Origin of the sequence: Microcoleus sp. Pol14D4, from assembly GCF_036701245.1 — a bacterium.
In the GTDB taxonomy this organism is placed as follows: Bacteria; Cyanobacteriota; Cyanobacteriia; order Cyanobacteriales; family Microcoleaceae; genus Microcoleus.
The window spans coordinates 1-15,799 of sequence record NZ_JAUBQM010000061.1; the positions used below are offsets into that span (position 1 = coordinate 1).

The window sequence follows — 15,799 nt, forward strand, 5'->3', positions numbered from 1 at the left end:
CTTTCGCGCTGCTGTAAGGTTGTTGTCATTTGTTTATGATTGCTTTATTTGGTTTTCAATGTTCGTGACGGCTTTGTGTTCCGCCATGTAAATAAACATAAAGCTTTTATTTCAGTTTGTAAAGGCCTTTTAAGAACAGTTTTTCTTATATGTGTCATAAATTATGATTTTTAAAAGCCATAAGGCTTGCTATATAAGGAGTTGAAAAGCTGAATGCGGAATTAGTGGACGATCGCCCACCAATGAAGAATACTCATAATCTACCTGGGCAACGAGATTCGGGACGGGCGTCAGTGTTAAGATAGATGAAGGGTTGCGATCGCCAACCGCAAAACTCGCACTGCACAGATATATGTTGTTGCGTAAGTCCGATCGATAAAAAATCCCAAGGAATGTCCCGCACCGTCACCTACAGCCCTGCTTATACTCTGGTTCCCACTTACGAGTGTTTTAACCGCTGCACCTATTGCAATTTTCGGGCAGAACCCCTGCAAAGTCCTTGGCTAACACTCGCAGAAGCCGAAAAACAGCTCAACTTGCTGCAAACTCAAGGTGTAATTGAAATTCTCATCCTCAGCGGCGAGGTACACCCTCACAGTCAACGCCGAAAAGCTTGGTTGCAGCGGATTTACGATTTGTGCGAACTGGCACTTTCTCTGGGATTTTTGCCGCATACTAATGTGGGGCCGCTCAGCTTTGAGGAGATGGCACTGTTAAAAGAGGTAAATGTATCGATGGGGCTGATGCTAGAACAGCTTGCCCCACATCTGTTACAAACGGTTCACCGGCACGCACCGAGTAAAGTGCCGGCGCTGCGGCTGCAACAGTTAGAATGGGCTGGGGAATTGAAGATTCCGTTTACAACTGGTTTGCTGCTGGGAATTGGGGAAAGTTCGGCCGATTGGGTGGAGACATTAGAGGCGATCGCCCGGATTCATTCGCGTTATAATCACATTCAAGAAGTTATCCTCCAGCCACACAGTCCGGGAAATCAGCAAAGTTGGGAGGGTGAAGTTTTTGATGCTACAAAAATGCCCGAAGTAATTGCGATCGCCCGCAGTATTTTACCATTTGAAATCAGGCTGCAAATTCCGCCGAATTTAGTTGCACAGCCAGACATATTACTTGCTTGTTTAGAAGCAGGTGCTAGAGATTTAGGAGGAATTGGGCCGCGGGATGAAGTTAATCCCGATTATCCTCACCTGCAACACCAAACTTTAACAGAAATTTTAGCAGCATCGGGATGGCAACTCGTGCAGCGTTTGCCTGTTTATCCTCAGTACGATAAGTGGCTGCCGCAGACATTGCAAACGGCTGTTAAACAATGGAGAGTCAATCGATTTTAGATTTTAGATTTTAGATTTTAGATTGAAGAATTGAGCCTAGTATCGATTTTAGATTTTAGATTTTAGATTTTAGATTGAAGAATTGAGCCTAGTATCGATTTTAGATTTTAGATTGAAGAATTGAGCCTAGTGATAAATCCAGGGGCTTGTGACCAAATTGCTTGATAGTCAGTCAATCGATTTTAGATTTTAGATTGAAGATGGGTAATTGGTAGCAAGATTCTTTAAATTGCTGCTATAGAGATTTTAAATCAAAGAACCGCCACCATCAATCCAGACTTCAGTACCTGTGATGAAGCTGGAGGAATGTGATACCAGAAATAACACTAATTGAGCGACTTCTTCGCTAGAACCTGCCGTATTATCCGTCAAAGGAATCATGTCTTGAATGGAATCAGGCGGGACTGGAATGCGATCGAGATGGCGCTTAACAGTGCTTTCCTCAATGGCAGTTAGCACCCCGCCCGGACAGATCACATTGACTCTAATTTGGCAGGCTGCGAGTTCTAGCGCCAGCATTTTTGCAAAGGCTACTTGGGCAGCTTTTGAACAAGCGTAGGCCGTGGCACCAACTTTCCTGAAACTTCTGGTGCCATTAATTGATGATGTAATGACAATCGAACCTCCTTGTTTTTTCAGATGAGGAATAGCATACTTAACAGTCAAAAATGTTCCTCTGAGGTTGGTATTAATTGTCCGATCCCACTCATCGGGTTCTATCTCCTCTATCGGCGACCATACACCGTTAATACCAGCATTTGCAAACACAATATCAATTCTTTGATATTTGTCAAAAATTGTTTGAAAAGCTTGTTGCATTTGCTGAGAATCCCCAACATCTGCGGCAATAGCCAGCCCGCAGCCTCCTTCATTGACCAACTGCCGGACGGTTTCTTGCCCCGTTTCCAAAATGTGATCGATAATAGCAACTTTGGCGCCTTCCTTGGCCATTAAAATTGCTGCTGCATGACCAATTCCCGACCCACCGCCGGTAATAACTGCAACTTTTTCTGAAAGTTTCATATTTTTTTAGATAAATATTTTTTTGGGCGATCGCATAGCATAAAAATAATACTAGAGAGAGGAGTTTAGTCCTCACTACAAACAAGTTTCTTTCATCAAAATCATGCAAGTTAAAAATGGTTTAAGGTAATAATTATAGCGGTAAGGTGTGCACTGCACACCCTACTTTAGGCAGAGGATTACGTCAATTTTAACGTAGTCCTTACGGCTGTGGCACCCAGACCGAAACAGAACCGGCGTTACACCTAAAATCAGCCCAACCATCGTCATTAGTTGTGATTGATTCTTTGATGTGTTCGGTGATGTCAATATAAGTTCGATTCGGTTGTCCGACTTCCATAAACTTAGTGCCATCGCCTCCGTTACTGAGTACCACAGCCATGCCGCCCGGATGTTCTTCATCTCCGAGTCGCGTCCAGCCAATAGTGTTGGCGTGGTCGAAGTAATCGTACTGATTGCCGTAGGAATAAGTTTGGCGCGCTAACAAGAATTTATCGAGAATAAACTGATGTTTATCTAACCAAATCTCGTATTCGTTGCCATCGTTTGCTGTATCCTTATAGTTGGCGCCATAATAGTCCGGGTAAAAAATGCACGGATATCCTTCGCTTCGTAGCAAGATTAAAGCGTAGGCAAGAGGTTTAAACCAAGCCTCGACAACAGATTCTAGGGATTGTAATGGTTGAGAATCATGGTTGTCAACCAAGGTAACGGCGAGGGTTGGTTGCTGTTGGACGAGGGTGTTATCAAAAATTGTTCGCAAGTCGTAGCTATTGCCGGCTTTGCTAGCAGCGTGGAAGTTGTAATGGAGGGGTGCGTCAAATAAGGAGACTTTACCATCCGTTGCTTGGATGAAGTAGTGCAAAGCTTCCACTTCGTAAGACCAATATTCACCGACGGCAAATAGGTCGCGTTGGGCATAGTGGCGAACGTGTTCCAACCATTCTTGGAAAAATTCTGCTTTAACGTGTTTGACGGCATCGAAGCGAAAGCCGTCAACGTTTGTTGTATCGACATACCACTCACCCCAGTATTTCAACTCCCCGCTGACTTCTGGGTTGTCCATATCTAAATCGCAACCCATGAGGTAGTCAAAATTACCTTTTTCTAAGTCTACTCCTCGATCGAATTCTTTGCCTTTTAGCAAGTAAACGGCATGGGTTTCTGTGTTGTAAACGTTGTAATCAATGGCGTCAAAATGCCACCAATGCCACTCCATACTAGAATATTTTTGGTCGCGTCCGGGGAAGGTAAAATGCGTCCAAGCTTTGATTTTTTGATATTCGCCTACGGTGTCATTCCGGTTGTCGGGATGGAAGGGCGTGGCTTCGGCTTCTTCTTCTGCATCGGCACCTAATTTGTGGTTAAAGACAACATCGGCATAAATCCGAATTCCTGCATCTTGGGCAGCTTTAATCGCGGCCAAATATTCATCTTTTGTGCCGTATTTAGTGCGTACCGACCCTTTTTGGTCGAACTCGCCTAAATCGAATAAGTCGTAGACGCCGTAACCCACATCCATACCGCCGCCGGTTCCTTTATAGGCTGGCGGCAACCACAGCGATGTAACGCCTATTTTGGCTAAATCTTTTGCCGATTTCGCTAGCTGATTCCACAGGCTGCCGTCGTCGGGGCTGTACCAGTGGAAATACTGCATCATCACGCCATTGAGTTGAGACATATATTTAGTTTTTCCTGTTTTTTTTAAATTGCGATCGACATTTATGTTCGTAGCTCGCTAGTTTACGTATGTCTGCAATCTATGGTTAATAAATATCATAAAAGATGGGGCTGCTAAAAACAATCTATCTGTTGATGTATTGACAACAGAATGTAAATTTGATAATAAATTTAGGCAGACTAAAAAATATTAATTTGGTGGCGACTTTGCAGCAACTCGCTCAACTCTGGTGTTCCAAGTACCGTCGATCGCCAATTCAAGCAATCTAAATCCCGGTGGGATTTCGTCAACTATAATCGGATGGCTTTTGGGTAAAAGTTGGAGGCAGGTGCTGGGTGTCCCCAAGTAGGTAACTGAGCCCCGCTGTTGTTGAAATTCTTGGTGAATGTGGCCACAAAGAACGATTTTGATTTGAGGATATCGATCGACCATTGCCAAAAATTCATCGGCATTATGCAGCATCATTCCATCCATTATTTCAGAGTCGATCGGCAAAGGATGATGGTGCAAGGCAATGATAACAGGTCGATCGCCGGTTTGTTGCAGTTGAGAGTCGAGCCAATGCAAGCTTTCTGGGGAAAGCCGCCCGCCGTCGCATCCCGCTTCCACACTCGAAAGTAATAGAAATTGCCAGTTTCCTAGCATCCATGATTTTTCTGGGGAAAGAGGCGACTGATTTAAGATTTCAGCCATGACTGGGATGTTGTCGTGGTTCCCAGGTATCCAGTAGGCGGGAATTCCGAGGGGGGCGATGAGGGAGACGAGGCGCTGGTAGGATTCGGGTGTTTCGTCTTGGGACAAGTCGCCTGTGAGTAGGAGTAAGTCGGGCGGCGGCTGTATCTGTTGCAGGCGATCGAGAACTGCTTGGAGGGTGCGGGTTGTTGAGAGGCCTTTCCATTCTCGATCGATCTCTGCAAACAAGTGAGTGTCGGTGATTTGGGCGACGAGTAGGGGAAAAACTGGTGTCATGGCTGGTGTTGCGGGCGATCGATGTAGTTCTAGAATAGCCTCGGATGGGTTTTGGGGATATGGGAAAAAAGGGCGATTCCCTACGGGATAGCTGCGCTTTACGAAATTTTTGACCGGTATGTTAAAATTTTCGAGATTTGGTGTACTATAAGAAAACGTCAAATTTCCGACGTGACGGCGGCATAGCCAAGTGGTAAGGCAGAGGTCTGCAAAACCTCCACCCCCAGTTCAAATCTGGGTGCCGCCTTTTTTGATTTTTGTTAGATGGGGCTAAGATGCCGTTTGGGCGATCGAGAAGGTTAACAGGATATAGCGAGAGTGCTCAAGTCCACTGAAAAAACCTTCTTGATCCCTACGATCTATTACTACTCATTGACTACGATCGCAAATCGTCGATCAGTTTTTCTATAGCCATACTTTTTGTGGTTTCATCCGGTAGAAGATTAAACACTTTCTGCAAAAGTTCTATAGACGCATTTTTAATAAACCAATCTTCACTCGGATTATCCCCAAGATTAAAAAAATACTTTAAACGTTCCTCTATAGCTTCCTTATCTGCTTTATCCAGTTGTGCAAGTCGCTTAAGCCAATCCCCTTGCGAATCTTTAAAACAGTTAGCATCAACAGTACATATCTGATGCACTAAAGCAAAGGAATTATTAGGAAGACTATTTGTGCTTGTAGAATTAATCGGATATACAGTTGGCAAACCTTTATAGGTTTCTTGTGAAGTCAACGGAATCAGCGTCAAAGTTTGGATGTATTTAGATTCATCTTGAAATTGGTCACTTGTCCAAACGATATAAGGATGCTCTCCCCGAAAAACCCGACTCGAATTAATCACCTGAGTGCAAGAAATTGTCTTGCACTCAATCTCCCCTGGTTCATTTATCTCATAAATATGATCATGACCGAGTTTGCAACGAAGAGATACTCTATAGGGATTGATAAAATAAATCCAACCTTGACGCGGTTTTTGTCCAGCCACTCGCTCACCCCAATTCACTCATTAACTTTTCTCTTTCTTTGTACAGATTAAGTCTCACCTGTTCCTCTGGTTCGTGGCTATATTTAACCTCAAGCATGGGAGCAGTGCTATAGACATATTCTAGTAACTGATTCAGTTTATCCTCTCCTGCCCCGGCCCATTCTCTCCTGATGTTGTCAAGCATTAGCTTCAGACCTAAAGGTAACTTTAAATCATCCACATTACCAGCTCCCTCACCAAGTCTGATGAATATACTTTCTCCCTGAGATTCTTGAAAAATCTCTTTGCCATTCATTTGATTTAAAGCAGCGTCTATGCCTTCGTTCCAAGGCCCATAGTGATAATAACGCCAATCTAAATCAGTAAGCTGCTTGTCTGTCCATTTGACCGCATAAAGATCGGCCAAATACAAAAACTTGATTAACTGCGTTTTTGTAATATAGCCTTTTGTTGCGTAGACAAAGTATTTGATCAGGTTTTCTAGCATGGCTTTAATTCTTTTGATTTCAAAAAGCTCCCTGATTAATCTTATAATTTGTTCGCTCAGTTTAACTTTAGCCTATTATATCATCCCAAGGAAAGCTTGGCTATTAAACAACTAAAAGTTATCACAATTTAATTGCTAATCACTAATCGCCCTCAAGCAATTAGCAACTAGCAATCTTACCCAAATTATCACATTTTGCTGATAATTCTTTGCAGGATTTCCACGCCTGATACCGCTTGCCAGCCAAACAGCCCCAAGAGCACAACATTCAGAAAGATGTGAGCGTTTCTCGCCCAATCATTGCCTTTTTGCATCAAAGGAGTCAGCGAGGCTGCGATCGCAATTATTGACATCATTCCCAACCCTGCTAGCAAGTGCGGCCCGACAAATAGCTTGCCGTTGTTGATGTAGGTGACGGCCATTCCGCCGACTGCACCCGTTACCATCAAGGCTAGCAGCAAAGAACCCATCTGGTGATGCTTGATGTTGAATTTACCCTTAATTAACTCTTTTTTGACTTCGCCTTCCGCACTTCTGGTACGGCGGATTTGCAAGCCGAGATACAAAGCATAAAATGAGATGGCCAGCAGTACCCACATTAAAACTGGGTGGAAGAATTGGCTCCAAACTTTCACTGACTGAGGAATTTCGAGATTCATAGTGTTCTGAGGATTAGCAAACATACTTCATAAAACTTAGCATACCAGTCAGGCCGTCTCGTGCGACGGTAAAAATATACGGTATGAGAGACTATTATGCCTGCCACTAAACAAGACGCTGTATTGATTCAAGCCGCCAAGACTGGCAACATTATTCACGTCCAAGCTTTACTCGCTAAGGGAGTTGACGCTAACGCCAAAGACTCTGAGGGGACGACGGCTTTGATGTTTGCTGCCCAAAAGGGCTATACAGAAATCGTGCGTACTCTACTAAACAATGACGCTAATGTCAACCAGGTGAGCAGGCGTTTTGGGCTAACGGCTTTGATGCTGGCGGCGGCTCACAAACAGGCTGACTCTGTGCGGCTGTTGCTGGCTGCGGGTGCTGATGTTAATGCTAAAAATGATGATGGAAGTACAGCTTTGATGGCGGCTTCTCTCAAGGGTGATATCAATGTTGTGCAGATGTTACTTGATGCTAATGCTGATGTAAATGTGCGTGATAAAGATGGAGATTCAGCTTTGAAAATGGCTGCTTTATCCGGTCATCAAGCTGTTGTTAAAGCTTTGGTGGATGCGGGTGCTGTTGCTGACAATTCTATGCTGTTTTTAGCTGTCCGTCAAGGAAGTGCTGAAATTGTGCGAATTTTGCTCAATTGTGGGACGGATGCTAATGTTAAAAATCTAGAGAGCAAAACTGCTTTGATGCTGGCTGCGACGGCGGGAAATTTGGCTGTTGTCGAGGCGCTGTTGGCTGCGGGTGCTGATGTCGAAATTCCCGACAAAAACGGCGAAACTGCTTTAACTTTGGCTGCGGATGCCGGCAATACTGATGTGGTGCAAACTTTGCTTGGTGCGGGTGCTAATGCGAATGTGAAAAATGGAGATGGGGGCACGGCTTTGATGGCGGCTGCTGCTGGTGGAAATGCGGCGATCGCCCATATCTTACTCGATGCGGGCGCGGATATCAACGCTAAGGATAAAGATGATGAAACAGCTTTGAATTTTGCGGTGGTGGAAGGCTGCGAAGATGTGGTGGAATTGCTCTTAAACCGAGGTGCTAGTGTCGGTGCGAGAAATCGGTTGGGCGATACGCCTTTACTGGTGGCGGCTGTTCACGGCCATAGTGCGATCGTATCGGCTTTGCTGCAAAAAGTAAACTCAAATCGGGATGAGTTTCTGAATGCGAAAAACTTTGGGGAGACGGCTTTGACGCTTGCTGCGTTTCACGGACATACCGAGACGGTGAAGGCTTTGCTTGACGGCGGTGCTGATCCCAATGTCCCGGCAGATTTGGGGAAAACGGCTTTAATGAAGGCGTGCGATCGCGGTTATGTGGCGATCGTCCAATTATTAGTCGAAAAAGGTGCCGATGTCAACGTGCTGGATGATTCGGGCGCAACTGCTTTAATGTGGGCCGCACATCGGGGTTATCCTGATGCAGTAAAGATTTTAATTGATGCTGGTTCAGAACTAAACCACAAAAATCCGGGAAATTATACAGCTTTAATGCTGGCTGAGTTTAAGGGTTATTCCAGTGTGGTCAAATTGCTCAAAAGTGCTGGAGCACTAGAATAAGAATTAAATAGTTTTGAGTAAGGTAATTCTGTCATTCTGAGGGTAGCCTTTGGGAAGTGAAGAAGCTCACATATCGGAACTTACGCATTGTAACGGTGTGGCAAAAGTTTGAGATTCTTCGCTTGACTCAGAATGACAAAATTAGGTGATTAGCGCGTGCAGGACAATGAATTAACCTCAACTTGCTTTGCGTACCCAGCCGTTAATAGTAAAGCGGCTATCAGCAAAAGCTTTTGAGGGACAGCTAACTCGCAAAACTTCGTGCATATAGCGACTCAGAAAAAATACGATGCTATTATTGCGAGGTTCAACGGTTCGGAATGTCTTGTCCGCCACATAAAAATTGTTCTCGATTTTACTGTCATAAATCTGCAACTCGCCACCTGAAAAACCCTTGGGTTCTCGATAGAAATAGTAAACGTAAGTAAAAAATCTGGTGGCGGTATCTGGCGAGCCGCTGTCGTTGTGAAGTTTATAAAAGTTGTTGTCATTGTGCATGGTTAGCTGAGCTTCTATTTCACCAAGCGGAAATGAGGGGATATTTAATTTTTGCAGCACGTCGGGGAGAATTGCTTTGATGCGATTAACCATCAGTTCGGAAAATTCGGGGAACGAGTGGAGTACCATCGAACGGCGGTAATCTTCGGCATTGGTTGAGGTGCTGGTACTCACAAATTCTGATTCTTTTGCTAAGACATATTTGATGAGTTTATTCTTTTCTGCAGGGGTCAAAAAGTTGTCTATTTGGGCGTAGCGAGATATTAAATCGTCATTTACAGGCGGTGCAGGGGTGGGAATTTCTGCGGCGGGAATTTCTACGGGAGTTGCAAGCTGCTGCGGTTGCAGTTCCTGCAAGTAAATTGGGGGTTCTGTGACTAATCCGACTAGGTTTTCGCCGGGAAAAGAAAGGGCGGAACGACCTCCGTCTATAGGGATTTGAAATAAGGTGGAAAAACCGGGTGTTTGTTGAGTGCGATCGACTAATGTTTTGATCAGGCTGTGCAATAATGGTGTATCAGATTTGAGGGTGACGGTGCACTGATGTCCGCCAGTGAGCAGGATTTTGACTTTTATGTCTTGGGGCTTAATTTGCGGTTGAGTGTAAGTCATAATTTTTGAAGGACGCAACTGGGAATTTGGTAGGACATAACAGTGTTGATTGGTGTCATAGCCTTCCAGATCCCCCCTAACCCCCCTTAAAAAGGGGGGGACAAGAGTGTAAAAGTTCCCCTTGTTAAGGGGGAGACAAGAGTGTCAAAGTCTCCCGTCTTAAGACGGGACAGGATTCTTCTCAAAGTCCCCCTTCTTAAGGGGGATTTAGGGGGATCGAGACTTAGAGTAAAACCAGAGATACAAAGAATTTCCGACTTAAGTTGACACCCGCGAACACTATTGTATCCCTACAATAAAATACACAATTGAGAATTGCTTTAGGTATTATTCCTAATGCAAGAAGTGGCGGATGTCGGTGAAAACCATTGTGATTCCGAGTTGGTTGGCGGCTTCAATGGAATCTCGATCGCGCATACTTCCGCCGGGTTGGACGATCGCAATTATGCCCGCCTCAGCCGCAGTTTTGACTGAATCGTCGAAGGGGAAGAAACCGTCACTGGCCAAAATCGCTCCTTTGCTCTTGTCTCCTGCTTGTTCTAATGCTAGTTTAACTGAGCCGACGCGATTCATTTGTCCGGCGCCGACACCGATTGTAGTGCGATCGCGCGTCACAACGATCGCATTTGATTTGACGTGTTTCGCTACTTTCCAAGCAAACAGCAATTCTTCCAACTCTCCCACCGTCGGCTGTTTCTCAGTAACAACCCGCCATTTGCTAGTTTCTTCTACTATATTATCTGAGTCTTGTACCAGCAAACCGCCTGCAATAACTTTAACAGTTTGTGGCGGCCCTTGAGTCAAATCTGGCAAAATTAATACTCGAACTTTCGCCTTTTTCTTGATTATTTGTTCGGCTTCAGGTTCGCACCCCGGCGCGACAATACATTCTAAAAATGTTTGAGTTAACGCCGTTGCGGTAGCAGCATCAATGGGGCGATTGAGGGCGACAATGCCGCCGAAAGCTGAGACTGAATCGTTGTCGAATGCTTTTTGATAAGCTTCCGAAATAGTTGTTCCCAAGGCAGTACCGCAAGGATTTGTATGCTTCAGAATAGCGGCGGCTGGTGTGTCGGGGAATTCTACGATCAGCCGCCTTGCTGCTTCTAAATCTACTAAATTATTGTAGCTTAATTCTTTGCCTTGCAGGATGCTGCTAGTTGTCCAGCCTGTCGGTGTACTTCCGCTTTGATACCAGGTGGCGGCTTGATGGGGATTTTCGCCGTAGCGGAGAGTTTGCAACTCTTGTCCTGATAAATTAAACTGGTCTGGTAGCGAAGATTCTTCAGCGGATTGGCTGCTGCTGAGATAAGTTGCGATCGCGCGATCGTAGTTTGCTGTATGTTTAAAGGTTTCTAGCGCACATCTTTGCCGAAACTCTAAGGATGCTTCCCCGCCATTTTCCCGCAGCTCTTTTAAATAAGTATTGTACTGTTCTGGATCGCACAAAACTGTCAAATGAGCGTGGTTTTTGGCGGAAGCTCTCAACATTGCCGGCCCGCCGATATCTATCTGCTCAATTGCGTCGGCTAGAGTAACTCCTGGTTTAGAAATTGTCTCTTCAAATGGATACAGATTCACTACAACTAGATCGATCGCCCGAATGTGATTTGCTGTTAAATCTGCGAGGTCTTCCGGTACATCGCGGCGTGCTAAAATGCCCCCGTGGATTCGCGGGTGAAGTGTTTTGACTCGCCCTCCCAAAATTTCGGGAGAACCAGTATATTCCGCAACTTTGGTCACTGGGATGCCTGCTTCTTTGAGAGCCGTTGCTGTCCCGCCACTACTAATTATGTCAAATTCAAATTCTTCTACTAGACTGCGCGCTAAGTCGATTAGTCCGCTTTTATTGGATGTGCTCAGAAGTGCTAGACGTGCCATTGGTTTGAAGTTGCGATCGCAAAAATAGATAGGTTATATTCTATATCACATCTGCCTGCAGGGAGATGATTTGGTAATTGCTAATTATGATTATTTTTAATGAAATAAAGATGAGTTCGCTTATTTTTAACCATATTTTTTGTCAAAATTATATAATATTTTATACTAACCAGTGGCTTCTAAATATGTAGAACTTGCGCGTGGAACTGGTTATTTTGTGAGTGCGAGGGGGATTGAAGCCATATCCAGCTTGCACAGTTCGTGTCGCTACGTAAGTGTCAATGTTGTTGAAATTACTTAATAAAACTTAATAGATAAATCTATGGCGATCGCTCTTGAATTTTAACGATGTTTTATGATGAATTCTAAAAGTAATGTGCTAGCATCGGGTGTAAATTGCTTCCTCCCTAAATTTCCCGGAAAATAGGGCGATCGCAATACCTTAATGTAAAAAATAATTGAGTAGGGTAGAAATATGTTTTTTCAAGAAGCCGATCCAGAAAATAAGCTCAGTAATATTAGCAGGAAGCATAAAAAAACAGCTCCTAATCTGACCAATAGAACAGGCTACCAACAGATGCCCAAAACAAGAGCCGAGAATTCGACCGAGGCAAATATTTCCGAAGCTTATAGTCTTAGCCTGTGCGAATTGCAGCAGATGGAGCGAGCAATGGAACAGCTACAGCAGGATTTGAAAGCTAGCGAATCTCGGTTTCGGAATGCGATAGAAAAAAATGCCGACGGCATCGCAATCGTCAACAAGCTAGGACTTATTTGTTTTGCCAACCCGTCAGCAGAAGCGCTGTTTAACTGCACTGCTGAGGAACTTCTAGGGCAAGCATTTTTTGGCAATTTAGTAGTAGAAGTTTCAGCTTGCGACCTTGAGATGGCCACGGATATTATTCCCCAAGTTGGAAAAACAGAAGCACCAGGAACTCGCGTCGTGCAAACAGAAGTTGAAGCTATTCGCAAGCAAAAAGCAAATGCTGTAGTAGAAATGCGGGTGGTGGAAACGGAATGGGATGGAGAAATGGCTTATTTAGCTACGCTACGGGACATTACCGATCGCAAACGCGCAGAAGAAATGCTTTGGTTGTACGATCGAGCGATAGCAGCTACTAGCACCGGAGTTACGATTTCAGACGCCACTGACCCCGAAAATCCAATTATTTATTGCAATCCCGCATTTGAAAGCATGACAGGTTATCGGCGACAGGAAATTATCGGGAAAAACGGCCGATTTTTGCACGGAAGCGATACCGATCCGGCGGCAGTAGAAATAATTCGCCAAGCCTTGCAAACAGAAAGCGAGTGCAAGGTAATATTAAAGAATTACCGCAAAGATGGAACCGCGTTCTGGAATTGTTTCTCAATATCTCCTGTGCGCGATCGAATGGGCAAATTAACTCATTTTATTGGTGTACAGAGAGACATCACTGAGCGCAAACAAGCCGAAGAAGCCTTGCATAATTCTGAAGCACAAAGCAGAGAACAAGCAGCTCAACTAGCTGCCACACTTAACGAACTCAAAGCCACTAATTCCCAATTAGTTCAAAGCGAAAAAATGTCTAGTTTGGGATTGCTACTGGCTGGCGTAGCTCACGAAATTAATAACCCAGTCAGCTTCATTTACGGCAATCTCGCTCATCTCACAAATTATACTCAAGACTTATTTCACCATCTCGAACTTTACCAACAGCACTATCCTAATCCAGTCGCCGAAATTCAACAGGAAAGAAAAGAGAAGGAACTCGATTTTTTAGCTGAAGATTTACCTAAAATACTGTCTTCAATGAGCGTTGGTGTCGATCGCATTTGCCAGATAGTTCAGTCGCTGCGGAACTTTTCGCGACACGACGATTCGCAGATGAAACCCGTTAACCTCCACGAAGGTATTGACAGCACGCTGCTCATTCTAAATCACCGTTTGAAAGGAAACGGCGAAAAGCCCCCCATTAAAATTGTAAAACAATACGGAGACTTGCCGCCTGTTCAGTGTTTTGCCGGGCCAATAAATCAAGTTTTTATGAATATTCTCAGCAATGCGATCGATGCCTTAGAGGATGCGAACAAGAGGCGAAACAGTCAAGAAATGGCAGAAAATCCCAGCCAGATTAGGATGTGCACGGAAGTAGTCGGCAATTTTGTAGAAATCAAAATTGCCGACAACGGGCCGGGAATCACTGAGGAAGTCAAGCAGCGCATATTCGATACATTTTTTACTACCAAACCTATTGGTAAAGGCACGGGAATGGGTTTGTCAATTAGCTACCAAATTATTGTAGAAAGACACAAAGGCGAATTACATTGTACTTCGGAATTGGGCAAGGGCACGGAATTTACTATCAGAATTCCAATTGCACATTAGGGTGGAATGTGCAATCTGCACCTTACTAACTTCATATATAAGCCAACAAGCGATCGGGAAGATCGCACTCCTAAAAAACGAGAAAAATAGTTTTTTCTCGTTACCCGAATCTAGCTGGAAAGGCATACTTAGAGGCTTTGCATCCCCATTGTAGAGAAAATTGTCACGTGCTTTTCGGCTCACCTTACCCCATAAATAGGGAATTAAAAAACCTCTGCACCCTCCAACTTTTTAAAAGTTTCAACCTTAGCCTTCGCCGCTTCGCCGCAAGTCTTCGGCGTCGGAAACATCTTCCCAGGATTCGCCAAACCTTTCGGATTAAACACCTGACGTACCCACTGCATTGTCTCCAAATCTACCTCCGAAAACATATCGGGCATAAAACACTTCTTGTCAGCGCCGATGCCGTGTTCGCCCGAAAGACTTCCCCCAACTTTCACGCAAAGCCTGAGAATTTCCCCGCCCAATTCTTCCACCTTTTCCAGCGCACCTTTTACCGAGTTATCGTACAAAATTAGCGGGTGCAAATTCCCATCTCCCGCGTGAAATACATTAGCAATTCGATAACCGTATTTCTCGCTCAAACCCTCAATTTCTTTCAAAACATAAGCCATTTGCGTTCGCGGAATTACGCCGTCTTGCACGTAATAATCCGGGCTGAGATGACCCGCCGCGGCAAAAGCAGCTTTCCGCCCTTTCCAAATTTTTAGGCGCGTTTCCGGGTCGCTTGCCGTGGTGATATTTCGTGCTCCGTTATGCTTGCAAATATCGGCAATCCGCTGTTTGTTTGTGGCAACTTCCACTTCTAAACCGTCGATTTCTATGAGGAGAATTGCCGCCGCATCGCGGGGATAACATCCAGTTGCTACCACATCTTCCACAGCATTGATGCTGATGTTGTCCATGATTTCCATGCCGCCAGGAATAATGCCAGCGCTGATAATATCCGAAACCGATTCTCCTGCTGCTTCGATACTGGCAAAATCGGCCAACAGAACGCAAATCGATTCCGGCGCTTTGAGAATTCGCAGAGTAACTTCTGTAGCGATGCCTAAAGTGCCTTCAGAACCGACAAATACACCAGTTAAATCGTAACCGGGCATTTCGGAAACTTCGCCGCCGACATCGACAATTGAACCGTCCGCAACTACCAATTTTAATCCTAAAACGTGATTAGTTGTGACTCCGTATTTGAGGCAGTGAACGCCGCCAGAATTTTCGGCAACGTTGCCGCCAATCGAACAAACAATTTGACTGGAAGGATCTGGCGCGTAGTAGAAACCGGCGCCGCTAACTGCTTGCGTTACCCAGTTATTAATTACTCCCGGTTGCACGACTACTTGCTGATTTTCTAAGTCTATTTTCAGGATTTTTCGCATCAGGGCAGTGACAATCAGCACGCAGTTTTCTACAGGCAAAGCGCCGCCGGAAAGGCCGGTGCCTGCGCCTCTAGCAACCCAGGGAATTGAGTTGCGATCGCATATTTTGACAACTTGCGCCACTTCCTCCGTAGTTCGAGGCAATACCACCACGGCGGGGCGCTGGCGGTAGCTAGCGAGTCCGTCGCACTCGTAGACAATTAATTCTTCGCGGCGCTGCACCACCCCATTTTTGCCAACTACAGCCTCGAATTCTTTAATAACGGGTTTCCAGTTGCGTTCTGTTTCTATGGCTATCATTAGTGAATTTAATTAGGGAACTATCAATAA

12 protein-coding genes and 1 tRNA gene are annotated in these 15,799 nt (G+C 44.8%); 4 read left to right on the forward strand and 9 right to left on the reverse strand.

The features are described from left to right. Nucleotides 1–392 precede the first annotated feature (392 nt). Nucleotides 393–1,346: a 7,8-didemethyl-8-hydroxy-5-deazariboflavin synthase subunit CofG gene (cofG, locus tag QUA33_RS19925; RefSeq protein ID WP_333150525.1), complete on the forward strand. Its 954-nt coding sequence runs from the start codon at nt 393–395 to the stop codon at nt 1,344–1,346. Between the two features lie 246 nt (nt 1,347–1,592). Here the strand turns inward: cofG and QUA33_RS19930 are convergent, their stop codons facing one another. The 3 genes from QUA33_RS19930 to cpdA all read right to left on the reverse strand — a co-directional run bounded on the left by QUA33_RS19930 (nt 1,593) and on the right by cpdA (nt 5,019). Continuing rightward, the gene (locus tag QUA33_RS19930; protein WP_333150527.1) at nt 1,593–2,369 is read right to left on the reverse strand and encodes an SDR family NAD(P)-dependent oxidoreductase; all 777 of its coding nucleotides are present in this window, start codon (nt 2,367–2,369) and stop codon (nt 1,593–1,595) included. Between the two features lie 202 nt (nt 2,370–2,571). Next, nucleotides 2,572–4,050, reverse strand: coding sequence for an alpha-amylase (locus QUA33_RS19935; protein ID WP_333150529.1), 1,479 nt, complete (start codon nt 4,048–4,050; stop codon nt 2,572–2,574). Between the two features lie 189 nt (nt 4,051–4,239). Beyond that, a complete protein-coding gene (gene cpdA / locus QUA33_RS19940; protein ID WP_333150531.1) occupies nt 4,240–5,019 on the reverse strand; it encodes a 3',5'-cyclic-AMP phosphodiesterase in 780 nt (259 codons plus the stop codon). Between the two features lie 176 nt (nt 5,020–5,195). On the opposite strand from cpdA, the gene QUA33_RS19945 reads away from it, so the two are divergent. After that, nucleotides 5,196–5,266 (forward strand) — tRNA-Cys (locus QUA33_RS19945). 129 nt (nt 5,267–5,395) lie between these two features. On the opposite strand, the gene QUA33_RS19950 is transcribed toward QUA33_RS19945, so the two are convergent. The 3 genes from QUA33_RS19950 to QUA33_RS19960 all read right to left on the reverse strand — a co-directional run bounded on the left by QUA33_RS19950 (nt 5,396) and on the right by QUA33_RS19960 (nt 7,153). Further along, on the reverse strand, nt 5,396–6,025 hold the full coding sequence (locus QUA33_RS19950; RefSeq protein ID WP_333150533.1) for a type II toxin-antitoxin system PemK/MazF family toxin: 630 nt from the start codon (nt 6,023–6,025) through the stop codon (nt 5,396–5,398). Next, a complete protein-coding gene (locus QUA33_RS19955; protein WP_333150535.1) occupies nt 6,012–6,494 on the reverse strand; it encodes a type II toxin-antitoxin system antitoxin SocA domain-containing protein in 483 nt (160 codons plus the stop codon). Before QUA33_RS19955 ends, QUA33_RS19950 begins: the two co-directional genes overlap by 14 nt. A gap of 188 nt (nt 6,495–6,682) precedes the next feature. Next, nucleotides 6,683–7,153: a DUF4079 domain-containing protein gene (locus QUA33_RS19960; RefSeq protein ID WP_333150537.1), complete on the reverse strand. Its 471-nt coding sequence runs from the start codon at nt 7,151–7,153 to the stop codon at nt 6,683–6,685. Between the two features lie 96 nt (nt 7,154–7,249). On the opposite strand from QUA33_RS19960, the gene QUA33_RS19965 reads away from it, so the two are divergent. Beyond that, nucleotides 7,250–8,731: an ankyrin repeat domain-containing protein gene (locus QUA33_RS19965; protein ID WP_333150539.1), complete on the forward strand. Its 1,482-nt coding sequence runs from the start codon at nt 7,250–7,252 to the stop codon at nt 8,729–8,731. A 177-nt stretch (nt 8,732–8,908) separates the two neighbouring features. Here the strand turns inward: QUA33_RS19965 and QUA33_RS19970 are convergent, their stop codons facing one another. Beyond that, nucleotides 8,909–9,841: a 2OG-Fe(II) oxygenase gene (locus QUA33_RS19970; protein ID WP_333150541.1), complete on the reverse strand. Its 933-nt coding sequence runs from the start codon at nt 9,839–9,841 to the stop codon at nt 8,909–8,911. A gap of 333 nt (nt 9,842–10,174) precedes the next feature. Next, nucleotides 10,175–11,722: a bifunctional phosphoribosylaminoimidazolecarboxamide formyltransferase/IMP cyclohydrolase gene (gene purH, locus QUA33_RS19975; protein ID WP_333150543.1), complete on the reverse strand. Its 1,548-nt coding sequence runs from the start codon at nt 11,720–11,722 to the stop codon at nt 10,175–10,177. Nucleotides 11,723–12,197: 475 nt separating this feature from the next. Here purH and QUA33_RS19980 point away from each other — a divergent pair, with 475 nt between their 5' ends. After that, nucleotides 12,198–14,090 (forward strand): PAS domain S-box protein, encoded by a 1,893-nt coding sequence (locus tag QUA33_RS19980; RefSeq protein ID WP_333150546.1) that lies wholly within the window; start codon nt 12,198–12,200, stop codon nt 14,088–14,090. A 203-nt stretch (nt 14,091–14,293) separates the two neighbouring features. On the opposite strand, the gene glcD is transcribed toward QUA33_RS19980, so the two are convergent. After that, nucleotides 14,294–15,769: a glycolate oxidase subunit GlcD gene (gene glcD, locus QUA33_RS19985; protein ID WP_333150547.1), complete on the reverse strand. Its 1,476-nt coding sequence runs from the start codon at nt 15,767–15,769 to the stop codon at nt 14,294–14,296. Nucleotides 15,770–15,799: the final 30 nt, after the last annotated feature.